Source organism: Streptomyces sp. GL_141 (assembly GCF_057834385.1).
In genome coordinates this window covers 44,033-69,346 of the sequence record NZ_JBYQMI010000003.1, presented here as the reverse complement: position 1 = coordinate 69,346, position 25,314 = coordinate 44,033, and the positions used below count along the sequence as shown (strand labels likewise).

At 71.9% G+C, this 25,314-nt stretch carries 27 protein-coding genes; 23 read left to right on the top strand and 4 right to left on the bottom strand.

Going from position 1 to position 25,314, the window contains the following annotated elements:
• Positions 1 to 2 precede the first annotated feature (2 nt).
• From AC3IX6_RS40135 to AC3IX6_RS40120, 4 genes are all read left to right on the top strand, one after another.
• Positions 3 to 992, top strand: coding sequence for an ATP-binding cassette domain-containing protein (locus AC3IX6_RS40135; protein WP_489371900.1), 990 nt, complete (start codon positions 3 to 5; stop codon positions 990 to 992).
• On the top strand, positions 989 to 1,774 hold the full coding sequence (locus tag AC3IX6_RS40130) for an ABC transporter permease (protein WP_489371899.1): 786 nt from the start codon (positions 989 to 991) through the stop codon (positions 1,772 to 1,774). The genes AC3IX6_RS40135 and AC3IX6_RS40130 overlap by 4 nt, the downstream gene beginning before the upstream one ends.
• A 717-nt stretch (positions 1,775 to 2,491) precedes the next feature.
• Positions 2,492 to 2,980: a MarR family transcriptional regulator gene (locus AC3IX6_RS40125; RefSeq protein ID WP_356512550.1), complete on the top strand. Its 489-nt coding sequence runs from the start codon at positions 2,492 to 2,494 to the stop codon at positions 2,978 to 2,980.
• Positions 2,977 to 3,300, top strand: a complete 324-nt coding sequence (locus AC3IX6_RS40120) for a replication initiation protein, RepL2 (RefSeq protein ID WP_489371898.1) — start codon at positions 2,977 to 2,979, stop codon at positions 3,298 to 3,300. Before AC3IX6_RS40125 ends, AC3IX6_RS40120 begins: the two co-directional genes overlap by 4 nt.
• A gap of 24 nt (positions 3,301 to 3,324) precedes the next feature.
• Here AC3IX6_RS40120 and hisC read toward each other — a convergent pair whose 3' ends face one another.
• From hisC to gap, 3 genes are all read right to left on the bottom strand, one after another.
• A complete protein-coding gene (gene hisC, locus AC3IX6_RS40115) occupies positions 3,325 to 4,413 on the bottom strand; it encodes a histidinol-phosphate transaminase (RefSeq protein ID WP_489371897.1) in 1,089 nt (362 codons plus the stop codon).
• 170 nt (positions 4,414 to 4,583) lie between these two features.
• Positions 4,584 to 5,498 (bottom strand): pyridoxamine 5'-phosphate oxidase family protein, encoded by a 915-nt coding sequence (locus AC3IX6_RS40110; protein ID WP_489371896.1) that lies wholly within the window; start codon positions 5,496 to 5,498, stop codon positions 4,584 to 4,586.
• 81 nt (positions 5,499 to 5,579) lie between these two features.
• Entirely contained in the window at positions 5,580 to 6,587 is a 1,008-nt protein-coding gene (gap, locus tag AC3IX6_RS40105) for a type I glyceraldehyde-3-phosphate dehydrogenase (RefSeq protein ID WP_383946266.1), read from the bottom strand.
• A 266-nt stretch (positions 6,588 to 6,853) separates the two neighbouring features.
• Here gap and AC3IX6_RS40100 point away from each other — a divergent pair, with 266 nt between their 5' ends.
• The 13 genes from AC3IX6_RS40100 (at position 6,854) to AC3IX6_RS40040 (ending at position 17,891) form a co-directional block, all read left to right on the top strand.
• On the top strand, positions 6,854 to 7,801 hold the full coding sequence (locus AC3IX6_RS40100; RefSeq protein WP_489371895.1) for a helix-turn-helix domain-containing protein: 948 nt from the start codon (positions 6,854 to 6,856) through the stop codon (positions 7,799 to 7,801).
• 150 nt (positions 7,802 to 7,951) lie between these two features.
• The gene (locus tag AC3IX6_RS40095) at positions 7,952 to 8,752 is read left to right on the top strand and encodes a class I SAM-dependent methyltransferase (RefSeq protein WP_489371894.1); all 801 of its coding nucleotides are present in this window, start codon (positions 7,952 to 7,954) and stop codon (positions 8,750 to 8,752) included.
• The gene (locus AC3IX6_RS40090) at positions 8,749 to 10,404 is read left to right on the top strand and encodes an AMP-binding protein (RefSeq protein ID WP_489371893.1); all 1,656 of its coding nucleotides are present in this window, start codon (positions 8,749 to 8,751) and stop codon (positions 10,402 to 10,404) included. The genes AC3IX6_RS40095 and AC3IX6_RS40090 overlap by 4 nt, the downstream gene beginning before the upstream one ends.
• Before the next feature lie 82 nt (positions 10,405 to 10,486).
• A complete protein-coding gene (locus tag AC3IX6_RS40085; RefSeq protein ID WP_489371892.1) occupies positions 10,487 to 11,155 on the top strand; it encodes a TetR family transcriptional regulator in 669 nt (222 codons plus the stop codon).
• 2 nt (positions 11,156 to 11,157) lie between these two features.
• A complete protein-coding gene (locus tag AC3IX6_RS40080) occupies positions 11,158 to 11,751 on the top strand; it encodes a CGNR zinc finger domain-containing protein (protein ID WP_489371891.1) in 594 nt (197 codons plus the stop codon).
• A 239-nt stretch (positions 11,752 to 11,990) separates the two neighbouring features.
• The gene (locus tag AC3IX6_RS40075; RefSeq protein ID WP_489371890.1) at positions 11,991 to 12,518 is read left to right on the top strand and encodes a hypothetical protein; all 528 of its coding nucleotides are present in this window, start codon (positions 11,991 to 11,993) and stop codon (positions 12,516 to 12,518) included.
• Between the two features lie 96 nt (positions 12,519 to 12,614).
• Complete coding sequence (locus AC3IX6_RS40070; protein ID WP_489371889.1) at positions 12,615 to 13,466, top strand: DUF4097 family beta strand repeat-containing protein; 852 nt, start codon at positions 12,615 to 12,617, stop codon at positions 13,464 to 13,466.
• A gap of 72 nt (positions 13,467 to 13,538) precedes the next feature.
• Positions 13,539 to 14,531 carry an ATP-binding cassette domain-containing protein gene (locus AC3IX6_RS40065; protein WP_489371888.1) on the top strand — a complete coding sequence of 331 codons (993 nt, stop codon included), beginning with the start codon at positions 13,539 to 13,541 and terminating at the stop codon, positions 14,529 to 14,531.
• Positions 14,528 to 15,313, top strand: a complete 786-nt coding sequence (locus AC3IX6_RS40060; RefSeq protein ID WP_489371887.1) for an ABC transporter permease — start codon at positions 14,528 to 14,530, stop codon at positions 15,311 to 15,313. Before AC3IX6_RS40065 ends, AC3IX6_RS40060 begins: the two co-directional genes overlap by 4 nt.
• An 81-nt stretch (positions 15,314 to 15,394) precedes the next feature.
• Positions 15,395 to 16,231, top strand: coding sequence for an alpha/beta fold hydrolase (locus tag AC3IX6_RS40055; protein WP_489371886.1), 837 nt, complete (start codon positions 15,395 to 15,397; stop codon positions 16,229 to 16,231).
• Positions 16,224 to 16,778, top strand: a complete 555-nt coding sequence (locus AC3IX6_RS40050) for a TetR/AcrR family transcriptional regulator (RefSeq protein ID WP_489371885.1) — start codon at positions 16,224 to 16,226, stop codon at positions 16,776 to 16,778. Before AC3IX6_RS40055 ends, AC3IX6_RS40050 begins: the two co-directional genes overlap by 8 nt.
• A 110-nt stretch (positions 16,779 to 16,888) precedes the next feature.
• On the top strand, positions 16,889 to 17,563 hold the full coding sequence (locus tag AC3IX6_RS40045; protein WP_489371884.1) for a ScbR family autoregulator-binding transcription factor: 675 nt from the start codon (positions 16,889 to 16,891) through the stop codon (positions 17,561 to 17,563).
• Positions 17,564 to 17,723: 160 nt separating this feature from the next.
• A complete protein-coding gene (locus AC3IX6_RS40040; protein WP_489371883.1) occupies positions 17,724 to 17,891 on the top strand; it encodes a hypothetical protein in 168 nt (55 codons plus the stop codon).
• 85 nt (positions 17,892 to 17,976) lie between these two features.
• On the opposite strand, the gene AC3IX6_RS40035 is transcribed toward AC3IX6_RS40040, so the two are convergent.
• Positions 17,977 to 18,993, bottom strand: coding sequence for a helix-turn-helix transcriptional regulator (locus AC3IX6_RS40035; RefSeq protein ID WP_489371882.1), 1,017 nt, complete (start codon positions 18,991 to 18,993; stop codon positions 17,977 to 17,979).
• A gap of 300 nt (positions 18,994 to 19,293) precedes the next feature.
• Here AC3IX6_RS40035 and AC3IX6_RS40030 point away from each other — a divergent pair, with 300 nt between their 5' ends.
• From AC3IX6_RS40030 to mpaC, 6 genes are all read left to right on the top strand, one after another.
• Positions 19,294 to 19,485, top strand: coding sequence for a hypothetical protein (locus AC3IX6_RS40030; RefSeq protein ID WP_489371881.1), 192 nt, complete (start codon positions 19,294 to 19,296; stop codon positions 19,483 to 19,485).
• A gap of 173 nt (positions 19,486 to 19,658) precedes the next feature.
• Positions 19,659 to 20,645: an LLM class flavin-dependent oxidoreductase gene (locus AC3IX6_RS40025; RefSeq protein ID WP_489371880.1), complete on the top strand. Its 987-nt coding sequence runs from the start codon at positions 19,659 to 19,661 to the stop codon at positions 20,643 to 20,645.
• A 163-nt stretch (positions 20,646 to 20,808) separates the two neighbouring features.
• Positions 20,809 to 21,909, top strand: a complete 1,101-nt coding sequence (mpaB, locus tag AC3IX6_RS40020; protein WP_489371879.1) for a daptide biosynthesis RiPP recognition protein — start codon at positions 20,809 to 20,811, stop codon at positions 21,907 to 21,909.
• The gene (mpaM, locus tag AC3IX6_RS40015) at positions 21,909 to 22,736 is read left to right on the top strand and encodes a daptide-type RiPP biosynthesis methyltransferase (protein WP_489371878.1); all 828 of its coding nucleotides are present in this window, start codon (positions 21,909 to 21,911) and stop codon (positions 22,734 to 22,736) included. The genes mpaB and mpaM overlap by 1 nt, the downstream gene beginning before the upstream one ends.
• Positions 22,736 to 24,055, top strand: coding sequence for a daptide-type RiPP biosynthesis aminotransferase (gene mpaD / locus AC3IX6_RS40010; protein WP_489371877.1), 1,320 nt, complete (start codon positions 22,736 to 22,738; stop codon positions 24,053 to 24,055). Before mpaM ends, mpaD begins: the two co-directional genes overlap by 1 nt.
• Positions 24,052 to 25,257, top strand: coding sequence for a daptide-type RiPP biosynthesis dehydogenase (mpaC, locus tag AC3IX6_RS40005; protein WP_489371876.1), 1,206 nt, complete (start codon positions 24,052 to 24,054; stop codon positions 25,255 to 25,257). The genes mpaD and mpaC overlap by 4 nt, the downstream gene beginning before the upstream one ends.
• The last annotated feature ends 57 nt before the right edge of the window (positions 25,258 to 25,314 follow it).

Genomic DNA, 25,314 nt, shown 5'->3' with positions numbered 1-25,314 from the left:
TCATGACCAGCTGGGCCATCACGGCGAACGGGCTGCGCAAGTCCTACGGCGACAAGACCGTCCTCGACGGCATCGACCTGGCCGTCCCCGAAGGAACGGTCTTCTCCCTGCTCGGCCCGAACGGCGCGGGCAAGACCACCGCCGTGAAGATCCTCTCCACCCTCGTCTCCCCGGATGCCGCCTCCGGCGAGATCCGGGTCGGCGGCCACGACCTGGCCACCGACCCGCGGGCGGCCCGCGCCGCGATCGGGGTCACCGGGCAGTTCTCCGCCGTGGACGGGCTGATCACCGGTGAGGAGAACATGCTCCTGATGGCGGACCTGCACCACCTGTCGAAGCGGGAGGGGAAGCGGGTCGCGGCCGAACTCCTCGAGCGGTTCGACCTGGTGGAGGCGGCGAAGAAGCCGGCCTCGACCTACTCCGGGGGCATGAAGCGGCGGCTCGACATCGCCATGACCCTGGTCGGCGATCCGCGGATCATCTTCCTCGACGAGCCGACCACGGGCCTGGACCCGCGCTCCCGGCACACCATGTGGCAGATCATCCGTGAACTGGTCACCGGCGGCGTGACGGTCTTCCTCACCACGCAGTACCTGGAGGAGGCCGATCAGCTCGCGGACCGGATCGCGGTGCTGAACGACGGCCGGATCGCCGCCGAGGGCACCGCGGAGGAGCTGAAGCGGCTGATCCCCGGAGGCCACGTACGCCTGCGGTTCTCCGACCCGGACGCCTACCGGAACGCCACCGTCGCGCTCGGCGAGGCCGCCCGGGACGACGAATCCCTCACCCTGCGGATCCCCGGCGACGGCAGTCAGCGCGCGCTGGGCTCGCTCCTGGGCCGGCTGGACTCGGCCGGCATCGAGGCGGACGAACTGACCGTGCACACCCCCGACCTCGACGACGTGTTCTTCGCCCTGACCGGTACCGACCCGCGCCCCGGCCGGTCCGACGCCCACGACCGGCCCGACCTGAACAAGGAGAACGTCCGATGAGCACCCTCGCCCTCGCCGTCCGCGACTCGTCCACGATGCTGCGCCGCAACCTCCTGCACGCGCGGCGCTACCCGTCCCTGACGCTGAACCTGCTGCTCACGCCGATCATGCTCCTGCTGCTCTTCGTCTACGTCTTCGGCGACGTGATGAGCGCGGGCCTGGGCGGCGGCGACCGCTCCGACTACCTCGCCTACCTCGTGCCGGGCCTGCTGCTGATGACCATCGGCAGCACCACGATCGGCACCGCGGTGTCGGTCTCCACCGACATGAGCGAGGGCATCATCGCCCGCTTCCGCACGATGGCGATCCACCGCGGCTCGGTGCTCATCGGGCACGTCGTCGGCAGCGTGCTGCAGTCGATCGCGAGCGTGGTCCTGGTGGGCGCCGTCGCGGTGGCCATCGGCTTCCGCTCGACGGATGCCACCGCCGTCGAATGGCTGGCGGCGTTCGGCCTCCTCGTCCTGTTCGCCCTGGCGCTCACCTGGATCGCCGTCGGCATGGGCCTCGTCAGCCCGAACGCCGAAGCCGCGAGCAACAACGCGATGCCGCTGATCCTGCTGCCGCTCCTGTCCAGCGCCTTCGTCCCGGTCGAGGGGATGCCGGGCTGGTTCCGGCCGGTCGCCGAGTACCAGCCCTTCACCCCGGCCATCGAGACCCTGCGCGGGCTGCTGCTCGGCACCGAGATCGGCAACAACGGGTGGATCGCGGTCGCCTGGTGCCTGGGCCTCGCGGTGCTCGGCTACTTCTGGTCGGCCGCGAAGTTCAACAGTGACCCGAAGTAGCGGCCGGGGCAGCACGGGCTCCCTCCCGCACCCCGCTCCGCCCGAAGGCGGCGCACCCCGACAACACGTCGGAGTGCGCCGCCTTGTTCGTGTGCGACCGGGGGAGCGTCGGCGCAGGAGCCGAGCTGACGGTAGGTGCAGGGAACCTCGTTGCCCGGCCAGGACGAACCGGATAAGACCCCGGCCACAGAAGGTGTGCCCAGACGAAACCCGTCACCGCGATCACCGGCGCCCACGGATTCGCTCAGCCCCAGCCGGTATCAGCCACGCTGCTGCTTGTTTCGGGCAGTGACCACGACGATCCGTGCGACGGGGTCCCGGCGGTGGACCCACCTGGGAGCGCTGGCGCGGAGCGACAGGGCGAGCAGCCGCCGACCAGGGCCTGCAGGTACTCACCACCTTTCCAGGTATTAAGAACGCGCAGCCCCCGCACTCTCTTGACCTGCGCAAACGTCGAGCACAACCCGATCCTGGGGTCGGGTAACCCGATCCTGGGGTCGGGTAACCCGATCCTGGGAACGGGTCAGTTAGCTATGTGCACATTCGCGACTGGGCCCGTGAGTGGGGGGCCGGAGCCGAACCTCATTAGCAATGAGCAAAGGAACCTTTCCTCACGGTGAGGTCGGTTGGCTATGCGGTAATGTGCAATGTGCTAATTGTGGGGCCCCGGAGTGGGTCGCGCGGCTCGTGGCGACGAGGGGCGGGGCGGGTTCAGGCATGGCGGAGTCGGCGCGGAGCAAGATCCTTGCACTGGTGGATCCGGACACCGGCGTTATGGAAGAGGTCCCCCGTGCCCCGTATGCCTTCGACGGACCTCACATCAACGTCGGGATCCGGCGCGGCCGCCAGCTTGCCTCCGGGGCTTCGGGACTGAGTGACCGTGAGTTTCGCGTGCTGGTCTGGTACTGGTTCGCGACGGAGGAGCGACAGGGGCCCGTTCAGATGACCGGCGTGGCCGTCGCATCAGAGCTCGACATGAGTCCTGACGCGCTGTCGAGGGCCATCAAGGTCCTCAAGGGTGCCCGCCTGCTGGTCGAGTCCGGCGGGATCGGCCGTACGACGTTCTACCGAACGACCCCGTACCTTGCGTTCATCGGGACGGGCTTCGAACATCGTGAGGCGGTTTCCGACTGGAATCCCCCGGAGATGCGCATCCCGAAGCCGGGCGACCGCGAACGCAGGAAGATCAAGGGAGACGCGACATGAAGGTCCACCGCAGCGAGGACGTGCTATACGTCCTCAAGCGCACGGGACGCGTCCTGAACCCGAACCAGCGGATCGTCGTCATGCTGTACGCAGCCTCTGAGCAGCGGCCGGACGGGTCGGTCTGGATCAAGGCCACCGAGCTCGCCGAAACCGCGGGTATGAGCGCCCCGGTCTTTTCCCGGACGCGCAAGGAGCTGGAGGCTCTCGGGTGGCTCGAAGAGGTGGACAGCGTCGGCCCGGTCCGGGTCTTCCGGCTGACCCCGACGATCGAGGCGGAGCGCGACCAGCCGGCCGCCCGGCTGAGGGTCATCGGCGGCTGAGCCCGCTGCTGTCGGCCGGTGTGGTCACTGGTCCCAGTCGGCCGCTGTCTTCAGGAGGCGGTCGTTCGCTGTCGGGGAGCCGATCGTGATGCGGACGCCCTCGTCGCCGAAGGGGCGGACCATCAGGCCGGCCGCCTCGCAGGCGTCCGCGAAGTAGGAAGTGCGGGAGCCCAGGCGCAGCCAGACGAAGTTGGCGTGGCTGTCGGGGACCTCGTAGCCCTCCGCGCGCAGGCCGGCGCTGACGCGCTCGCGTTCCGCCACCAGGTCGGCCACGCGCTCGCGGAGTTCCTCGGTGGCCCGCAGGGAGGCCAGGGCGGCGGCCTGGGCGGGGCCGCTCACGCCGAGCGGTACGGAGCAGGCGCGCAGGGCGGCCGTCACGTGCGGATGGGCCACCGCGTAGCCGACGCGGAGCGCGGCCAGACCGTAGGCCTTGGAGAAGGTGCGCAGCACCGCCACGTTGGGGCGGCTGCGGGCGAGCTCGATGCCGTCGGGGATGTCCTGGTCCTCGCCGACGAACTCCCGGTAGGCCTCGTCGATGACGACGAGGACGTCGGAGGGCACCCGGTCCAGGAAGCGTTCCAGTTCGGCGCGGCGTACGGCGGTGCCGGTCGGGTTGTTCGGGTTGCAGACGAAGACCAGGCGGGTGCGGTCGGTGACCGCGTCGGCCAGGGCGTCCAGGTCGTGGGCCTCGTCGCGCAGCGGGACCTGGACGGAGGTCGCCCCGGCGGCCCAGGCCAGCAGCGGGTACGCCTCGAACGAGCGCCAGGCGAAGACGACCTCGTCGCCCGGACCCGCGGCGGCGGCGACCAGGTGCTGGGTGATGCCGACCGAGCCGGTGCCCAGTACCAGGTGGTCGGCGGGCACGCCGAGGCGCCCGGAGAGTTCCGCGACGAGCTCGGCCGCGGTGGGGTCGGGGTAGCGGTTGAGGCGGCCCAGCCAGGTCTCGACCGCGGCGATCACCGACGGGAGCGGCGGGTACGGGTTCTCGTTCGAGGAGAGCTTGTCGACGAACTCGTCGCGGGCCGCGCGGCCCGGCACGTAGGCGGGGACCGTCGAGACGTCGGCGCGCAGCCGGGGCAGGACCGGGCCGGGCGTGGCGGGCGTGGCGGGCATGGCGCAGTCCTTAAACGGGGGAGTCCTCACAGCGGGGAGTCCTCGGGCGGAGGGGCAGCGTGCCGGGCAGGGCGTACAACACCGTCCGGCCGCACCGACGGGGGAGGCGGCACGGCCGGACGGTTACCAGGGAGCCGGGGAGAGGGGGACGGCGCGGGGGCTGAGGGGGTTCAGCCGCGCGCCGGTGCCGGCGGGTTGTAGGGCGAGGGACCGCCGAACGCCCAGCGCAGCCGGGTCGCCCCGTCGATCTGCACCACGCGTTCGATGTCGAACTCGCACATCCGCAGGGCTCCGGGCACGTCGGCCCGGTCCCCCTCGGCCCAGTTGATCCGTGCCTTGCCCGTCAGTTGCAGGGTGTGGCCGGACTCCCAGTCCAGGAAGAGCAGTCCGCAGTTCTCGTTGAGCTGCAGATTGCCCAAGGTCATGTAGAAGGAATTGCCGAAGTAGTCGGGCCATACGAGCCTGCGCGGTCCCGCCACCGTGACGAAACCGGGGTCGCCGCCCCGGTGCGAGGAGTCCGCGCCGTAGCCGTCGGCCTGACTGGCGATGAAGAAGGTGTCCGCTCCGCGGATCCACTTCTCCTGCTCGGGCGTCAGCTCGTCGCCGTCCCGGGTCTCCCGGGTCGCCGATGCGGGCCCGTCCGCGACCGGGACCCGTACCTGGAGGTACTTCGGGCAGTTGCCCAGCACCTGTTCGGTGCGGATCTGCAGCGAATCCCCTTCGCGCCGCGCCACGCCGTTGATCCGGATCCGGGTCGTCGTGTGCGGTTCGAGGGCGAGCAGCCCGATGTCGGCCGTCTCCGCGAAGGCTTCGGCGAGCGGATCGCCCGGCACGGGCAGGGAGGACAGCGTGATCGTGCGCCGGCTCGTGGGCAGCGCGAAGCCGGGGTCGCCCGTGACCAGCGAGGACCACATGGCGCCCGTGGCGTCGGCGCCGCCCAGGAAGAGCATGCGCTGGCGCATCAGGTACTGGTCGAAGCCGGGCTGGATCACGTCGTCGAACATCGGCGATCCCCAGCCGGGACCGCCTTCGCCGGCCTGCTTCTGGACGGCCTGTTCACCCTCGTGGTGGGGGGTCTTGATCACGGGAATCGGGAACCTCCGGTCGGGACGGGCGCCGCGGTCGGCGGGATCGCCGCCGGCGGGCGCCCGTCTACGGGGCGCCGGTCAGCGGGCGCCGATCAGCAGGGCGGTGTCCACGACACGGTTGGAGAAGCCCCACTCGTTGTCGTACCAGCCGACGATCTTGACCTGGCGGCCGTCGCCGATCACCTTGGTCAGGCCCGAGTCGAAGATGCACGACGCGGGGTCGGTGACGATGTCGCTGGAGACGATCGGCTCGTCGGTGTAGGTGAGGATGCCCGCGAGGGCGCCCGCGGCGGCCTTCGCGAAGATCTCGTTGACCTCCTCGACCGTCGTCGCGCGGCCGACGCGGACGGTGAGGTCGGTGGCCGAGCCCGTCGGGATCGGCACGCGCAGCGCGTACCCGTCGAGCTTGCCCTTGAGCTGCGGCAGGACCAGGCCGATCGCCTTGGCGGCGCCGGTGGTGGTCGGCACGGTGTTCGTCGCCGCCGAGCGGGCGCGGCGCAGGTCGCTGTGCGGACCGTCCTGGAGGTTCTGGTCCGCGGTGTAGGCGTGGACCGTGGTCATCAGGCCGTGCTCGATGCCGAGCGCGTCGTCGAGGACCTTGGCCAGCGGGGCCAGGCAGTTGGTCGTGCACGAGGCGTTGGAGACGATGTCGTGCACGGCCGGGTCGTAGAGCTCGTCGTTGATGCCGAAGGCGATCGTCAGGTCCTCGTTCTTCGAGGGCGCGCTGATGATGACCTTGCGGGCACCGGCCTCCAGGTGGGCGCGGGCCTTGTGCGCATCGGTGAAGACACCGGTGGACTCGATGACGACGTCCACCTCCAGCTCGCCCCACGGAAGCTTCGCGGGGTCGCGCTCGGCGGTCACGCGTATGGTGCGCCCGTCGATGACGAGGTTGCCCTCGACGGCCTTGACCTCGTGTCCGAGCCGGCCGAGCGTGCTGTCGTACTTGAGCAGGTGGGCCAGCGTCGCGGCGTCGGTGAGGTCGTTGACGGCGACCACCTCCAGGCCGGTGCCCCGCTGAAGGGCGGCGCGGAAGAAGCTGCGGCCGATGCGGCCGAATCCGTTGATGCCGACCTTGATCGTCACGTGATACCCCTCGTTCGGAAACTACATCCATGACCGCACGTGAAGCCGCGTTGTCCGGCCAGTCCTCGTCCTCAACTGTACCGGTCGACCTGTCGGCTGGCTTGCGTAAATGCGCCCGTTCATGGCCTGTTTGCGCATGAAAGTCGAGGTGAGCCCTTGCGTATCGGAACATCTGATGGTGTTCGAGTACCTGCATGCAGGTATGTTTTTATGGGCCTGCCTGTCACGATGACATGACGCTTCCCGGAGCGAGGAGACCGATGGACATGCTGCCCCTTCGCGGGCCGAGCGCATTCGTGCCGGACCGCAGTCCACCGCTCGCCGTGCCCGCCCCCTGCACGGCGCGGGTCATCCGATCACACGGCGAGTCCGTGTACGGGACCACCGTCCGCCGCGAGTTCGGAGACGTCACCATCTCCCTCGTCACCGGGGAGGCCCACGAGGCCGTACGCCCCGGCCGCCACATCCGCCCCGACCCCGCCGAGTCCCTGCGGGTGTTCCGGGCGCTGGCCGGCGAGATCCAGGTCCACCAGGACGGCCGCCGGGGCCAGGCGAGCGGCCCGCAGATCATCTGCTGCGACACCAGCCGGCCGTACCGCCTCGTCCTGCCCCGGCCCTTCCACCTGGTCGAGGTCCAGCTGCCGCACCGGCACCTCGGCATGTCGGCGGGCGACACCGCGAAGCTCACCGCCACCGGCTGGTGCGGGCGGATGGGCGCGGGCGCCTTACTCTCCCAGCTCCTCGCCGGCCTCCACGACCACGGCACCGAGATCCACTCCGCCGTCGACCGGGTCGGCGCCACCGTGGCGGGCCTGACCGCGGCCGTCCTCGCCGACCGGCTGCGCCACGTCGCCGCCGAGGACGAGGTGGCCCGGCACGACCTCATGCTCAACATCCAGGCGTACATCCGTGCCCGGCTCTCCGACCCCAACCTCACCCCGCAGGCGGTCGCCGGGCACCACAACATCTCGCTCCGCTACCTCCAGCGGATCTTCCAGGAGCAGGGGACCAGCCCCGCCCGGTGGATCCGGGACGAACGCCTCGCCCGCTGCCGGTCGGAGCTGCGCGACCCGCGGCTCGAGCACCTGCCCGTCGGGGTGATCGGCGAGCGGTCCGGCCTCTACCAGGCCTCGCACTTCAGCCGGCTCTTCCGCGACCGGTACGGCCTCACCCCGCGCGGCTACCGGACCATGCGCGAGGCCGTGCCCACGTAGGGGACGGCGGCGCCGCCGAGCGCCGCCGGGCGGCGATGAGCAGCGCCTGGCAGCGACGGCCGACGCGTTCCGCCGAGCACCGAGCACCGAGCACAGAGCACCGAGTACCGCCGAGCACCGACGACCGACGAGCACTGACATCCGAGGAGGATGACGGATTTGACCGGCACGAGCTTCGAATTCCCCGGTGAGTACTACGAGATCATGCGGAAGGACTTCCGCAACCTCGACGCCGAGACGGAGTTCCTCGCGTCCTTGCTCCCCGACGCGGGCACCGTACTCGACCTGGGCTGCGGCACCGGCTCCAACCTGCGCGCCCTGCGCGAGCGCGGCCACCGCGGCACCGGCATCGACCAGAGCGCCGCGTTCCTGGAGTACGCCCGGGCCGCCGGCGACGAGGACATCTCCTACGTGGAGGCCCGCGCCGAGGAGTACCGCACCGACGAGCGCTACGACCTCGTGTACAGCCTCTTCATGACGCTGAACTACCTGGACCGCGGCCGGCTCCCGGCCGTCCTGCGCTCCGTCCGCGAGCTGCTGAACCCCGGCGGGCAGGTCGTCCTGGAGTTCGGCCACCTGCTGAACTTCGTCGACTCCTTCCAGCCCAACAGCGTCGGCCACCACCGCCGGGACGGGGTCCTCATCACCCGCCTCGCCCGCCAGTTCATCAACGCGCACGCCGCGAACTGGCGCAACGAGGAGACCCTGCTGGTCCGCACCGCGGACGGCAGCGTCGCCATGTACGACAACTTCTTCGACCAGGCCGTCCTGACCGGGCCCGAGGTCCGCGAACTGCTGGCCGCGGCGGGACTGACCATCACGGCCGAGTACGGCGGCTTCCGCAAGGAGCCCGCGCCCTTCCACGGCCGGGGCCCGCTCGTCATCGTGGCCACCGCCACCCCCGCCGACACCGCGTCCGACACCGCTCAGCAAGAGGAGAACCAGGCATGACCGGCACCGGCATATCGCTGCTCGACGGCGGGCCCGCCCCCGAAACCGGCGTCGCGCACCTCGGCGCCGCCCTCATCCGCGCCGTCGCCGAGAGCGAGGGCCGCGGGGTGACCTACATCCGCGCCGACGGCACCGAGGTCCACCAGAGCTACGCCGAGCTCCTCGACGCGGCCTCGCGCGTCCTGGCCGGCCTGCGCGCCTCCGGCGCGACGATCGGCGAGAAGGTCATCCTGCAGTCCGCCGACGACGCCGACCTCCTCGCCGGCTTCTGGGCCTGCATCCTCGGCGGCTTCCTGCCGCTGCCCGTCAGCGCCGACGCGGTCAACGGTCCCGGCCTGCTGGAGCGCGTCTGGGCCGGCTACGGCCGCCCCCGCGTCCTGACCGGCACCGGCCAGGAGCTCGCGCCCGCCGTCACCGCCGACGCCGGCTGGAGCGCCGCCCACCTGGGCGACGTCGCGAGCCTGCGCACCGCCCACGAGCCGGACCTCGCCTGGCACGAGCCGGACGCCGTGGACCCGGCCGTCCTGCTGCTCACCTCCGGCAGCACCGGCGTGCCCAAGGCCGTCTCGCTCACCCACCGCAACATCCTCACGCGCAGCGCGGCCACCTCCCGCGTGAACAAGCTCGACGCGGACACCCGCACCTTCAACTGGATGCCGCTGGACCACATCGGCGGGCTGATCATGTTCCACGCGCGCGACGTCTTCCTGGGCGCCGCCCAGGTCCACGCCAAGATCCAGTGGGTCCTGGAAGACCCGCTGCGCTGGCTCGACGCGGTCTCCACCCACCGGGCCGACACCACCTGGGCGCCCAACTTCGCCTTCGTGCTCGTCAACGACCAGGCCGACCGCTTCGAGGGCCGCGGCTGGGACCTGAGCCCGCTGCGCTACATCATGAACGGCGGCGAGGCCGTCCGCTCCGGCGTCGTCCGCCGCTTCCTGGACCTGCTGGCCCCCTACGGGCTGCCCGCCACCGCCATGTTCCCCGGCTGGGGCATGTCCGAGACCACCGCCGGCGTGGCCGACTGCCAGTTCACCGAGGCCGCCGCCGGCGACGACCGCTACGTGCCCGTCGGCCGTCCGCAGCCCGGCACCCGCATCCGGGTCGTCGACGAGCACGGCGCCCTCGTGCCGTGGGGCATCACCGGCCGCCTCCAGGTCACCGGTTCGACCATCACCGCCGGGTACTACGACAACCCCGTGCAGAACCGGCAGTCCTTCACGGACGACGGCTGGTTCAAGACCGGCGACCTGGCCTACGTGGAGAACGGCATCCTCACCGTCACCGGCCGCACCGACGACGTCATCCAGCTCGGGGAGATCGCCTACCACGGCCACGAGATCGAGGCCGCCGTCGAGGAACTCGACTTCATCGAGCCCTCGTACACCGTCGCCTCCCTGGTCACCGCCGAGCCCGGCGGCGCCGAGGAACTCGCGGTCTTCTTCAGCCCGCGCGCAGGCACCCTCACCGGCGAGCAGGGCGAGCGGATCCGCGAGCGCGTCCGCGAGCGGCTGGGCGTCGACGTACCGCACCTGCTGCCCGTCGACCGGTCCGAGATCCCCAAGACCGGCATCGGAAAGCTCCGCCGCGCCCAGCTCCGCAAGAGCTTCGAGGACAGCCTGGCCTCCGTCTCGGCCGGCACCGCGGCCTGACCGTACGGGTGGTGTGGTCCGGGCGGGCCCGCCCGGACCACACCACCCGTACGTCTCCATCCCCTACGCACGAGGAGCGCCCATGGCGCAGCAGGAGCGAGCCGAGCGGACGCGCCGGGCTCTGATCAACGGCGCCGCCAAGGCCATCGACCTCTACGGCTACGAAGGGGCCTCGCTCGCCGTCATCTGCACCGCCGCAGGGGTGACCAAGGGCGCCTTGATGTACCACTTCCCCGCCAAGGACGACCTGGTCAGAGCCGTGCGCACCGAAGCCCGGCAGGCGATCGTGGGCGCCTTGGGCGCGGTACCGCACCGCGGGATCCGGCCCTTGCAGGCCGCCGTCGACATGACGCACGCCGTCGCCGGGCGGCTCGGGCACGACCCCCTCGTACGGGCCGGCGCCCGGCTCACCCGGGAGTTCGTGCACTACCCCGACGGCAGCGTCTCCTGGACCGACGCCGTCCGCGAGGAGCTGGCCGACGCCCTGGACGGAGCGGCCGACCCCTGGGGAACGGCCGCGCAGCTCGTGTACTCCCTGATCGGGATGGACGTGTGCCTGCGCGCTGAGGAGCACCGCCCGGGCCGGTCCTGCGGGCCGCTGCGCGGGCACCTGACCCGGCTGTGGCAGCTGATCCTGCCGGGGATCCTCGCGGCGCCCCAGGCCGTGGAGCTGTACCGGGCCGAGGGCTCGTCACCGTACTGCGCCTTCGCGGCCGTCCCCGCACCCGTGCACCTCGGGCCCCGGGGGTGAGCGTGGACCGCGCGGGGGCCACCGTGGCGACGAGCGCGCCCGATCCACGTCCGCTGACCGGCGAGCCGCTCAGCCTGGACCTCCTCAACACCCTCTGGCACGACCGGTACGGCCGCTACGACCTGCTGGACTCCACCGCCGGCCTCGCGCGCTGGCTGGCCGGGTCCCGGGCGGCGGCCGCGTACGCCGGCGGCGATCTGCGTGCCGACCGGACCACCCTGACCGCGGCCCGGGCCGCCCGCTCGGCCCTGGCCGGTGTGGCCGGGCGCGCCGACGCGGGGCCGGGGGCGCTCGACGCCTTCAACCGGCTGCTCGACGCGGGCCGGATCCGTCGGCTGCTCACGGCTTCCGGGCCCGTCGAGCGGCTGGAGGCGCCCGACTCGGGCCGCCTGCTCGGGTATCTCGTGGCGGCGGACTACCTCCGGCTGCTGAGCACCGCGCGGGACCGCGTGCGTACGTGTGCCAACCCGACGTGCGGGCTGCACTTCCACGACGTCAGCCGCAACGGCACCCGCCGGTGGTGCACGAGCACGGGCTGCGGGAACCGCGCGAAGGCGGCCCGCCACTACGCCCGCCGGACGGCATCCGCGTCCTGACCGGTGCGGCGCCGCTTCCGGGGGCCGGCCCCCGGACCCCCGCTCCTCAAACGCCGGAGGGGCTGGATTTTGCCTGGCGTCAGCCTCCCCGTGCAGCGGTGATGTCGGCCTGGTGTCACTGTGGCGCAGGATAGCACCATCGCTCTGACCAGCGGTTTTATATGTCGTGGTGTCGCCGTAAAGTGGAGTGGCGCCACATTGGCTCGACATGGCGCCATGGCTGTGCCATGCTGGGGGACATGGACCTCACGCCCTACGTCGCCACCCTCCGCCAAGAGCTCGCCGTCGCCGCCGAGGCCGGCGGCGACGAAGCCCGCAAGCTGGCCGAGAGGCTCACCGCTCCCCTGGAGTCGGCCACCCGGCTGACCCTGCTCAATGTGCTCTCCGCCGCGATGGACGAAGTCACCCGCGAACTCGCCCCCGGCTCGGTCGACGTGCGACTGCGGGGACTCGACCCCGAGTTCGTGGTGACGGTGCCGGCCGGCGAGGGCCGCGCCCCCGCGGAGCCGGACTCCGCCGATCGGTTCGCCGAACCGCTCGCGCCGCACGCATCCGCCGACGGCGACGAGGGCGGCACCGCTCGCGTCAACCTGCGCCTGCCGGCCCACCTCAAGGCCCGCGCCGAGGAGGCCGCGAGCCGTGAGGGGCTGTCGGTCAACGCCTGGCTGGTGCGCGCCGTATCGGCCGCGGTCGACGGCGGCGCCCGGCCCCGTACGACGGAGAAGTCCCAGAGCGTGGGGCAGAGCTTCACGGGCTGGGTCCGCTAGCCCGGCTCCACCGCGCACGCATCGCACCGCATCAGTTCGCCCACATCACGTCCCACCAGCGGGGACGCCCGGAAGACCCAAGAGGACGGGACAGTCATGCCTTCTTTCGACACCTCCGAAGCGATCTCGGTCACCGCACACGTGGAGGCCGGCTCCATCCAGTTCACCGCGGGCGACCGCCTCGACACCGTCGTCGCGGTGCGGCCCCGGGACCCGAAGCGCGACAAGGACGTACGGACCTCCGAGCAGACCGAGGTCACGTTCGCGGGCGGCGTGCTGACCGTCAGGACGCCCAAGTCCAACCCGTTCGGCAAGCCCGGCATCGTCGACGTGACGGTCGAACTGCCCACCGGTTCGCACGTCGACACGACCGGCGCCTGGACCCAGGTGCTCGGCGAGGGCCGGCTCGGCGAGGTCCGGGTGAAGACCTCGGCCGGAGACGTGCGCCTCGACACGACCGGCCCGCTCAAGCTGACCGCGTCGCACGGCTCGATCACCGTGGACCGGGCCGAGGGCGCGACCGAGATCACCACCAGCTCCGGCAGCCTGCGCCTCGGCTTCGTCGACGGTCCCGCCGTCCTGAAGAACTCGCACGGCACCACGACCGTCGGAGCCGCCATCGGCGAGCTGCGGGTGAGCGGTGCCAACGGTGACATCGAGATCCGGCGGGCCGAGGACTCGGTCACCGCCAAGACCGCCCACGGAACCCTGCGGGTGGGCGAAGTCGCCCGCGGCACCGTGGAGCTGGAGACCTCCTACGGGGCCATCGAGGTCGGCGTCCGCGAGGGTACGGCCGCCTGGCTCGACGTCAGCTCGGGCTCCGGCCAGGTGCGCAACACGCTCACCGCGTCCGGGAGCCCGGAGGGCAGCGCGGACACCGTCAAGGTCCGCGCCCGGACGAAGTACGGCAACATCGACGTCCGCCGCGCCCCGGCCGCCGGGGCCTGACCCGCACCCTCCTCTCGCCTCTCCCCCTGTCACTTCAGCCTTCGAATGGAGGGCCTCATGCCTTCTTCTGTCATGTCCACATCACACCGAGGTGGCGGTCACCCGTCTCCGGCGGCCGTCTCCGCCGTCGGTCTGCGCAAGTCCTACGGCGACAAGACCGTCCTCGACGGCATCGACCTGAGCATCCCGGCCGGCTCCGTGTTCGCGCTGCTCGGCCCCAACGGTGCCGGCAAGACCACCGTCGTGAAGATCCTGTCCACGCTCATCACCGCCGGCGGCGGACAGGCGCAGGTCGCGGGCCACGACATCGCGGCCTCCCCGGGCGGGGTGCGGGCGGCGATCGGGGTGACCGGGCAGTTCTCGGCCGTGGACGGGCTGATCACCGGTGAGGAGAACATGCTCCTGATGGCGGACCTGCACCACCTGTCGAAGGCGGAGGGGCGGCGGGTCACCGCTGATCTGCTGGAGCGGTTCGACCTGGTGGAGGCCGCGAAGAAGCCTGCTTCGACCTACTCGGGCGGGATGAAGCGTCGCCTGGACATCGCGATGACGTTGGTCGGTGATCCGCGGATCATTTTCCTCGATGAGCCGACCACGGGTCTCGATCCGCGGTCCCGGCACACCATGTGGCAGATCATCCGCGAGCTCGTCGCGGGCGGTGTGACCGTCTTCCTCACCACCCAGTACTTGGAGGAGGCCGACGAACTCGCGGACCGGATCGCGGTGCTGAACGACGGCAGGATCGCCGCCGAAGGCACCGCCGAGGAGCTGAAGCGGATGATCCCGGGGGGACATGTGCGCCTTCGGTTCTCCGACCCGGCCGTCTACCGGTCCGCCGCCGCGGTACTGGGCGAGGTCGGCCGGGACGACGAGGCGCTGGCGCTGCAGATCCCCAGTGACGGCAGTCAGCGTGCGCTGCGCTCGATCCTCGACCGGCTGGACTCGGCCGGCGTGGAGGCGGACGAGCTGACCGTGCACATGCCCGACCTCGACGACGTGTTCTTCGCCCTGACCGGCACCACTCACCAGACCCTGCCCAGCCAGTCCAAGGAGAACGTCCGATGAGCTCTCTGTCCCTCGCCGTCCGTGATTCGTCCACGATGCTGCGCCGCAACCTGCTCCACGCCCGGCGCTACCCGTCTTTGACCCTGAACCTGCTGCTCACGCCGATCATGCTCCTGCTGCTCTTCGTCTACATCTTCGGAGACGTGATGAGTGCGGGCATCGGCGGCGGCAGCCGCTCCGACTACATCGCCTACCTCGTGCCGGGCCTGCTGCTGATGACGATCGGCTCGACCACGATCGGCACCGCGGTGTCGGTCTCCAACGACATGACCGAGGGCATCATCGCCCGTTTCCGCACGATGGCCATCCACCGGGGTGCGGTGCTCGTCGGACACGTCGTCAGCAGTGTTCTGCAGTCGATCGCGTCCGTGGTCCTGGTCGGCGCCGTTGGCGTGGCCATCGGGTTCCGCTCCACGGACGCGACGGCCCTGGAGTGGCTCGCGGCGCTGGGGCTCCTGGTGCTGTTCGCCCTGGCGTTCACCTGGATCGCCGTCGGTATGGGGCTGATCAGCCCGAACGCGGAGGCTGCCAGCAACAACGCGCTCCCGATGATCCTCCTGCCACTGCTCTCCAGCGCCTTCGTCCCGGTCGAGGGGATGCCGGGCTGGTTCCAGCCCGTCGCCGAATACCAGCCCTTCACCCCGGCCATCGAAACCCTGCGCGGACTCCTCCTCGGCACCGAGATCGGCAACAACGGCTGGCTCGCGGTCGCCTGGTGCCTGGGCCTCGCGGTGCTCGGCTACTTCTGGTCGGCCGCGAAGTTCAACAGTGACCCGAAGTAGGGGTGTGGGGTTGACCGACTGCGGCTAATGGCATTAGCTTCTGAGTGAAAGGCATTAGCCGCTACTCCTGGGGGACGGGTCATGACGGAGGTTCTGAGCACCGACGGCGGGCGGATCGCGTACGAGGTCACGGGCGAGGGCCCGCTGGTCGTGCTCGCCCACGGCATGGGCGACAACCGCGCGGCCTTCCGCGAGACCGCGGCCCTCCTCGTCGCCGCCGGGTACCGCGTCGCCTCCACCGACCTGCGCGGACACGGGGAATCGAGCACCGGCTGGGCCTCGTACACCCGTACCGACGTGGCGGGCGACCTGCTCGGCCTGATCCGGCACCTCGGCGGACCCGCCGTCATCGTCGGCCACTCCTTCGCCGGCGGAGCCGCCACCATCGCGGCGGCGCAGGAGCCCGCGCTGGTCGACGCCATCGTCGAGATCAGCCCGTTCACCAGGGCGCAGAAGATCGACTTCGGTGCCCTCGGCTCCCACGCCCGCTACCGCAAGGGCATGCTCCTGCTGCTCGGCACCGGCATCCTGCGCAGCGCCGGCCTGTGGAAGCGCTACCTCGACCACGCCTACCCGGGCGCCCGCCCCGCCGGTCACGCCGCCCACCTCGCGGCGCTCGACGCCGATCTGGGCCGGCCGGGCCGGATGGCCGCCGTCGCCAAGATGGGGATGTCCGCCCCCACCGACGCCGGCGCCCGCCTCGGCGACGTCCAGTGCCCCGCGCTGATCGTCGAGGGCGACCTCGACTGCGACTGGGCCGACCCCGTCGCCGAGGGCGCGGCCATCGTCGCCGAACTGCCCGCCGGGCGCGGCCGCCTCGTGACGATCGAAGGCGCGGGCCACTACGCCCACGCGCAGTTCCCCGCCGAAACCGCCGCGGCCATCGTGTCCTTCCTCAAGGAGGCCACCCGTGCCTAGGGCCGCGCTCTCGGCCGGCGCGGTGGTCGACGTGGCGCTGCACCTCGTCGACGCGGAGGGGCCGGCGGGCCTGACCCTGTCGGCGGTGGCGGGCCGGGCGGGCGTGGCGACCCCCTCCCTCTACAAGCACGTACGCGGCCTCGCCGAGCTCCGCGACCTCCTGTCGGCGCGGATCATGAACGAGATGGCGGACGAGATCGGCGTGGCCGTCATCGGCCGCTCCGCCGACGAGGCGATCCGCGCGTTCATGACGGCCTGGCGCGGCTACGCCCTGCGCCACCCCCACCGGTACGCTGCCCTGCTGCACAGCCCCGAACCGCGAACGGCCGAAGCCGGGGAACGCCTCATCACCATCCTCTTCGCCACCCTGCGCGCCTACGGCCTGGAGGACTCCGCGGCCGTCCACGCGGCCCGCTGCCTGCGCGCCACCGCCCACGGCTTCGTCTCCCTGGAGACCGGAGGCGGCTTCGCCCTGCCCGAAGGCCTGGACGAGAGCTACGCCCTCCTGACGCACATGGTCGTCACGGGCCTGCGCACGCCGGTCTAGGAGGCCGAGCGCCGGTGCGACGCCTCCGTGGGTCGAGACACTGGTGCTGGAATGTGAACGAAGTGTAAAATAGAGGGTGTTCGTTTTGTTTGTCGATGGAAGTTAGGCACATGGCTGAACGGAAGAGAGAGCGCGTCCCGCAGAACCGCGCGATCCAGACCAAGGCGACCATCTTGCGGGCGGCCGCGGAGGTCTTCGACGAGTTCGGGTTCAGCGGTGCCAGCATCAGCAAGATCATGAAGCGGGCGGACGTCACCCAGGGCGGGATGTACTTCCACTTCGCCTCGAAGGAGGAACTCGCCTACGCCGTCATGGTCGGCCAGGGCGAGGGCCTCGAGTTCCCGGCCGGGCAGGACGGGCTGCAGCGCCTGGTGGACATCACGCTCTACCTCGCGGACCAGCTCCGGCACAATCCGGTGCTGCGGGCCGGCGTGCGGCTGGCCGTGGAGCAGGGCGAATTCGGTCTCCGCGACGACGTCGCCTACCAGGCCTGGGTGCTCGAATTCCGCCAGCAGCTGCGCTTCGCCCGCGCGAAGGGCGAGCTCCAGCCGGACGTGGACGACCACGAGCTGGCCTGGATCCTGGTCAGCTCCTTCACCGGGGCGCAGCTCTTCTCCCAGATGTCGACCGGGCGGGCCGACCTCCCGCAGCGGATCGCCTCGCTCTGGCGCTACCTGCTGCCGGCCGTCGCCACCGAGGAGACCCGTGGCGCGCTGCGACTGACGCTGCCGGAGGCGGAGGCCGAGGCAGCGACAGACGCGGAGAAAACCGAACGACCCCTGTGACGGCCTCGTCGTGGTGACCAGCCCCGTGGCCATTCGGCGCGGCCGGCGCGCAGCATGCTGCGCGCCGGAATGCCGGAAGCTGCACCGGTAACCGGGCCGGGCGGAGGGGCCCCGCTGTCAGAGTGGAATGGCCATCCCCGCTTTCGAAGGAGCCACCACCATGGCCCAGACCCAGAAGAACCCGCTCGCCGTCACGACCGGTGTGCTGATCGCCCTCCTGGCCTCGTCCACCGTGCTGTTCGACGGCACGGCGCGGTACGTGGTCATGGGTGTGCTCGCCGTCGGGGTGCTCTCCTGCGCCCGCGCCCTCCAGCGGGCCCGCGCGTAGCCGTGGCCGTCTTAGCGGGAGTCCGCGTGGGAGGAGCACCTCCGACGCGGACTCCGTGTTTACCGGGCGGCCCAGGCCGCCCCGCTCAGATCCAGCCGCGCTCCCGCGCGAGCAGCGCCGCGTGGAACCGGTTCGACGCGTCGAGCCGGTGCATCAGCGTCGCCACGTACTTGCGGTACGTCCGCACCGAGATGCCCACGTCCCGCGCCCCGTTCTCGTCCTTGTCGGCCGTGCACAGCGACTCCAGGATCCGGCGCTCCAGTTCGGTCGGGCGCTCGCCCGACACCGCCGGCCCCTCCTCGTCCGCCGCCGCCGGTATTTCCTGCGCCTGGCCCCACATCCGGTCGAAGAGGGACACCAGCGTGGTCACCAGGCCCGGTTCACGGGTCAGGAGCGCCCCCCGCTTGCTGTCGGAGGGGTCGATCGGCGTCAGCGCCGCCGCCCGGTCGAAGATGAGGATGCGCTCCAGGTCGAGCCGGGACACCCGCACCTCCGCCCCCTTGCCGACCATCTCCCGCAGGTACGCCATCGTGGCCGGATCGTCCAGCGCGGCCGCCCCGAACAGGCTGCGCATCCGGATCCCGCGCCGCAGGATGCGGGCGTCGGCCGGCCGGGAGGTCTCGATGATCTCGGGCCGCATCACCCCGGAGGGCCAGGTGGTCATGGACTCCGACCGGGTGAAGAAGGTCAGCTCGTCGATGGCCGCCCGCACCTGCTCGATGCCCATCAGCCGTTCCATGGGGGGCCGGTCCGCCCCCGCGATCGCGTCCGAGGTCGTGGCCGCGTCCCGTTCCGCGAGCAGCGAGGCCACGATCGCGTCCGCCGCGGCCCTTGTCTCCAGCTCCTGCCGCATCCGGGCGAGCCGGGCGTCGATCAGGTGCTGCACCGCCTTGGCGGGACTGACCGGGCGCAACAGCCCGTCGGTCATCGCGGCGAGACCGAGGGCCGTGGCCCGCTGCCGCAGGACGCGCACCGCCTCCTCGTCCAGATCCGCGTGCCGCACGAGCTGTTCGGGATCGGCGCCGCCGCTCCTGAGCAGGACGCGGTAGAAGCGTTCGTCCTCCGGATCGATATCGAGAAACGCCAGATCCGGATCCCCCATGGATTCCCCCAACGCCGTGGCCGGTCATTACCTGGCCTAGATCTACCTGTTACCCCGGGTCGAGGCTACGGCAATGATCCATTCCGCTTCCAGGTCCCGGCATGGAAGGGGGTCCCGGACGGTGCAGTAAGTGACCTCGCAGAACGCAGCAAGCTGCGCGTGACAGCCCTCGAACGAAGCCATTGCGAACGGCAGAGTTGTGGTCACAAGGAGCCGCCGGGAAAACACCGGAGGCCACCGGTACCGGGCGGGAAAGGGCCGGATCCGGTACGGACCGCAAACCAAGGGGGAACCACCGTGATGAAGCGCCTCAGCGTCACTCTCGCCGCCGCCGTACTGATCGGCCTGGCCGGTGCCGGCACCGCGAGCGCCGACGCTCCCGCCCCGCTTCCCACCCCCGGTACCCAGGTCTGCGTACCGATTCCGGCGGGCCTCCCGCTCCCCGGTGTCTGCGTGATCATCCCGGGCCGCGACACCCACAACTGGGACTAGCACTTCCTCCCGGAGGCTCCTTCCGGAAGGGATCGCCACATGATCTCCGACCCGGAATTCCCCCCGGTGGCCCGCTAGCACGGTATTCGATCTTCCTCGACGATTCCGATCTTCAATCATCCGGCTCCCGGGAAACGAACTCCCGGACCCCGAGCACAAGGAGAGAAAGTCCGATGACCGCCTACTCGGTGCTCGTCCCCTTCGTCCCGAGCCGCCCCGAGCAGCTCCTGCCCTTCGCCGGGCTCGTCCACTGGACCGGGGCCGAACGCCTCTGGCAGGGACAGAGCCTGGTCACCGAGACCCACCAGGCCTTCGCCCACGCCGCAGGCGCCGGATTCAGGGTCCCCGTCGGGCTCGGCGTGACCCTGATGCCGCTGCGCCACCCCACGGAGGCCGCCCTCCAGGCCCGTTCGCTGGCGCTGATGACGGGTCAGCCGGTCCTCGCCGGCTACGGGCCGGGCGCCCCCGCCGTACAGAAGGCCCTGCTCGGAGCCCCGTACCGGAGCCCCCTCACCGCCGCCCGGGAGTACCTGACCGCCGTACGCGCCGCCCTCGACGGTACGGCCGCGGTCCTGGAGGGGGAGTACCTGCACCAGGAGGCACTGCTCCCGCCGGTGCCCGGACCGCGCGTCGAGATCGGGCTCGGCGTCCTGCGCCCCGGCATGGCGAGGGTGGCCGGAGAGGTGGCCGACGCGGCGATCTGCTGGCTCACCCCGGCCCGCTACCTGGCCGACACGATTGTGCCCGAGGTGCGCAAGAGCGCCGAGAGCGCGGACCGGCCGGCGCCCAAGGTGGTGGCCATGGTGCCGATCGCCCTGGCGGCGCCCGACCGGGACCCCGTGAGCCTCGCCCTCGCCTCCAACCGGCACCACCTGAAGGCGGCGCACTACCAGGACATGCTCCGGCGCGGCGGTGTCGAACTGCCCGCCGCCACCGGTTCGGTGGCCGAGGACGAGAGGGCGCGGGGCGCGGCCCTGGTGGCCGGCGACGCCTTCCTCTACGGGGAGCCCGCCGAGCTCCTCGCGAAACTCGAGGCCTTCCGCGAGGCGGGCGCCGACGAGATCGTCCTCAACGTCACGGGAGTGGCCCAGCTGTACGGCGCCCAGGCCGCGAGCCGTGAACTGCGCACGCTGCTCACGGTCCTCGGACTCGCCTCCTGACCCGGGGCGGCCCGCGCTCCGCGCCCGCAGCCCCGTAGGTCCGCACGCCGGCGCCCCCTGCCCGCTTGCACCCCCTCAGACTTCCGGCCGCCCGGCCGATCCCCCTCCAGCTCCGCGTCATCAGGCGCCCGCGTCCACCCACGCACTCACGTTAGGCATGTTCATGACACTCACTTCCGTCAAGGCCCACGCCTTGCAGTGGGGCACCGGACGCCCCCTGGCCGCTCTCGCCCCCCGCCCGCCGTTCACCGCGACGGTCGTCCTGGAGGACGCCGCCCACCTCGACGCCCTGCTCGGCAGCGGCGTGGCCGGCCCCGGCACCGTCGTCCTGGTCCCCGGGGACGAGCCGACCGCCGAGCCCGAGCCCCACGAGGCCACCGGCGCCCAGGTCATCGTCTGGCAGGGCTCGCTGGGCGAACCCGGCGCGGAGGCCGGACTGCACCCCGACTTCTACCTCCAGGTGCAGGCCTACTCGATCACCCCCTACCTCTCCGTCCTCGGACCCACCCTGGTCCGCATCGTCGAGGAAGCCGACTTCCAGGCCTTCCTGGAGGACGCCGACCGGGCCCTGAACGAAGGCGAGTTCTCCGCCTTCCTGACCCACCCCTCGGTCCAGCTCGCCGACCTCGGAGCCCTCGGCGGCAACGGCGACGGCGACGGCCCGGCCCTGCGCCTCTACGTCGCCGCCGACGGAGCCGTCAGCGTCGCCCCCGGCGCCGCACCCCTCGGCCCCGTCGGCACCCCCGCCGCCGCACTGCACCAGGCCTGGGAGGACTCCACCGGCGCCCTGGCCGGCGTACTCGACGAGGACCTGCGCCGCGAGCAGCTCGCCGCCCGCCCCTGGATCTCCCGCTACCTGGCCGCCGTCGGCGCCATCCGCGAAGCCGTCACCCGAGGCCTCGAACAGCCCCGCGTCTCCGGCTTCGGCGGCCGCCTCGTCCCCGCCCTCGCCGCCCACGCCGCACCGCAAGACACCTCCGGCGACACCCCGGTGCTGCTCTTCAACGCCGAACAGGCCCTGATCCACCACCCCGGAGACCGCCGCACCATCGCCCTCTCCCTCGACGCCGCCCAGGCCGCCGAAGCCCTCCTCGTCACCGGCACCGCCCAGGCCGCCGCCGACTACGCCGACCCGGCCACCGTCGACGCCGTCGCCGCCTACTTCTCCGGCATCGGACTGCCCCTCACCGAGTCCGCCGCCCCCCGCACCGCCGCCGACACCGCCTCCGACACCCCTGCCGCCACGGAAGGAGCGACCCGCTGATGGGCGCCATGCTGCTCAGCCCCGCCGCCGCGGGCACCGGCCTCACCGGCCGCGCCGCCGAGGCCGTCGCCGAGCTCGGAGACCGGGCCGTCCTGTGCGACCTCTACGACGAGGCCGGCGCCCCCGTCTACCACGACATCGCCGGCACCACCCCGCACGAGGTCCGCGAACTCCTCTCCACCCTGCGCCGCATCCCCGGCCCGGTCCTCGACCTGGCCGCCGGCTCCGGTCGGCTGACCTTCCCCTTCCTGGCCCTCGGCCGCGAGGTCACCGCCCTCGAACTGTCCGGCCACATGATCGGACTGCTCCGGGAACGCCTCGCCGCCACCCCGGCCTCCCTCCAGGGCCGCTGCACCCCCGTCCAGGCCGACATGAGCGACTTCTCGCTCGGCCGCAGCTTCGGCGCCGTCGTCCTCGGCACCACCTCCATCTCCCTCCTCCCGCCGGAGGCCCGCCCCGGCCTCTACCGGTGCGTACGGGAACACCTGGCGCCCGGCGGCAGGTTCCTGCTCACCACCGTCGAGGTGGACGCCGCCGACGACGGCAGCGACGAGAGCGAGATCCTCGCCCCCGGCGAGATCACCGGCCGCTCCTACCGGATGATCGAACAGTGGACCTCGGGCAACAGCTCCCGCACGGTCACCGTCATCCCCGCGGACCCGCCGGCCGAAGGCCCCGTCCACGTCGCCACCACCACCATCGGCGTGATGCCCGCACCCCTGCTGGTCGCCGAGCTCGAAGCCGCCGGCTTCGCCATCCGCTCCACCACGCCCATCCCCGGCGGCGGCCGCCACCACGACGTCCTCCTGGAAGCCGAGGCCCTGTGATGACCACCGCCCTGCCCACCCTGACCGGACAGGACGAGGCTCCCGACCACGGCCACCCGGCCCTGTGGACCTCCCTGCTCCCGCCCTCCGCCCACGGCGACGACGGCATCTGCGCCGTCTCCGCCGAGGGGATGTACGTACGGTTCGCCGACGGAAGCGAACTCCTCGACGGCGACTCGGGCCTGTGGAACGCCAACCTCGGCCACGGCAACCGGCACATCGCCGAGGCCTGCCACCAGGCCCTGCTCAACGCCTCGTACCTGAGCGTCTTCCGCTACGAACACCCCTACGCCCGGCGGGCCGCCGAGGCCCTGGTGGAGCTCTGCGGAGCCGACCACTTCGCCCGCGTCCTCTTCTCCACCTCCGGCGGCGCGGCCAACGACCTGGTCATGAAGACCGCCCGGCACTACCACGCCCTGCGCGGCGCCGAGAAGCGCAAGATCATCGTGGGGCTGCGCGGCAGCTACCACGGCCTGACCTTCGGCGGCTTCGCCCTCACCGGCGAGAACCTCGGCCAGCAGGTCTACGGGGTCGACCAGCGCCTGGTGCGCCACGTCACCCCCAACGACCCGGCCGACATCGAGAAGCTGATGCGGGCCCAGGGCTCCCAGATCGCCGCCGTCGTCGTCGAACCCGTCCTCGGCAGCGGCGCCGTCCCCCTCACCGACGAGTACCTCCAGACCCTCTTCCGGCTCCGCGAGGAACACGGGTTCCTGCTCGCCGCCGACGAGGTGGCCACCGGATTCGGCCGCACCGGATCGATGTTCGCCTCCCAGTTGTGGAGCGAACGCCCCGACCTGCTGGTCACCTCCAAGGGGCTGACCAACGGCACCTGCGCGGCCGCCGCCGTCATCGTCTCCCGGACGATCGCCGACGCCTTCCGCGAAGCCGACGCCACCTTGACCCACGGCGAAACGCAGGCCGGCACCCCCGTCACCTGCGCCGCGATCATCGCCACCATCGAGGAGATGCGCCGCCTCGACGCCGTCTCCCGGGGCCGGCGCGCCGCCGAGACCCTCGGCGCCCACCTGGACCGGCTCGTCGCCGAACACCCCCTCTTCGACTCCCACGACGGCCGCGGCCTCTTCCGCTCCCTGCGGATCGTCACCGCCGACGGCGAACCGCTGCCGCAGGCCCGGGTCCTCGACCAGATCACCGCCATCCGTGCGGCGGGCGCCATCGTCCACGCCGGCGTCCACGGCATCCAGATCATGCCGCCGCTCACCGCGACGGACGCCGAGATCGACGCCCTCATGGAAGCCGTACGGACCGGAGTCGAAAGCTTCTCCGCCACGAGCGGTGCGGGAGGACTGCGGTGAACATCGCCTGGTCCGGATCCACCCGGCTGCTCATCGGCCCCGAAGGGCTCAGCGACTGGCTGGCGGACTTCGACGACGCCCACCCGGCAGGGGGGAGCCGTCCCGTCACCGCCCTGCTCCTCGACCCGGCCGTCGCGAACTCCCGCATCACCGCCCTGGTGACCGCGGAACTGGACCGGGCGGGACACACCACCCACCCCATCGTCCCCGACGGTGACGGAGGCCCGGACGAGATCCTCGCCCTGGCCCGAGCCACCGCCCACGCAGGCCTCATCGCCGTCATCGGCGGCGGAGCCCTCCTCGACCGGGCCAAGCTCCTGTCCGTGGCCCACGAGGACGAGCGGGCCCGCGCGGCCCTGCGCACCACCGGCCGCAGCGGACTGCTCACCCTGGACCCGCGCACCCGCCGCACCCGTCCGCTGCTCGCCGTACCCACCACGGTCGGCACCGGATCCGAACTCAGCCGGGTCGCCTGCCTGCCGCACAACAGCGGCAAACGGCTCGTCATGGGCGACGCCCTCGCCCCCGACGCGGCCCTGCTGGACCCGGCCGCCACCGAGACCCTGCCCGGCGAGCTGCTGATCGAAGGAGCCCTGGAAGCGGTCTTCCGCACCGTCGGCCCCTACGTCGGCAACCTGACCGACCGAGCCGTCGAGGACGCCCTCGCCCAGACGGCCGCCACCCAGCTGGTCCGCCTCGGCGGAGCACTGGCCCGGCAACTGGCCGACGGACAGGCCCCCGACGCCACGCTCCGCACCGACCTGGCCCGGCTGAGCGGACTGACCCAGTCCACCTGGCTCTGCTACGGCAGGGACCTGTTCAGCACCGAGGGCTGGATGATCGCCAACGAACTCTCCAGCGCCCTGGGCATCCGCAAGATGACCGCCGTCGCGGCCATCCTGCCGGCCCTGTGGCGGGCCGTCCTCGCCGGCGACACCCGGCTCGGCTCCGCCGCCCGCCTGCGGGGGATCTGGGAACTGCTCCGCTCGGCCGACAGCAGCGGCGACCCGCTGCCCGCCGAGCCGGTAGCAGGCATCAGCGCCCTGATGAACCGCTGGGGCATCGTCCGCGACATCGCCGTCACCCCGCAGCTGCTCGACGCGGTGGCCCGCAGGACCGTACGGGCCTGGGGCGCGGGCCTCCCGATGCTCGGCGGCCTGCGCGCGGCCGACGTCAACGCCCTGCTCAGCGAAGCGGCCTGATCCCCTGCGCCGCACCCACAGACTTCCGCGCCGGCTTGGCGCGGGGACCGCACCACC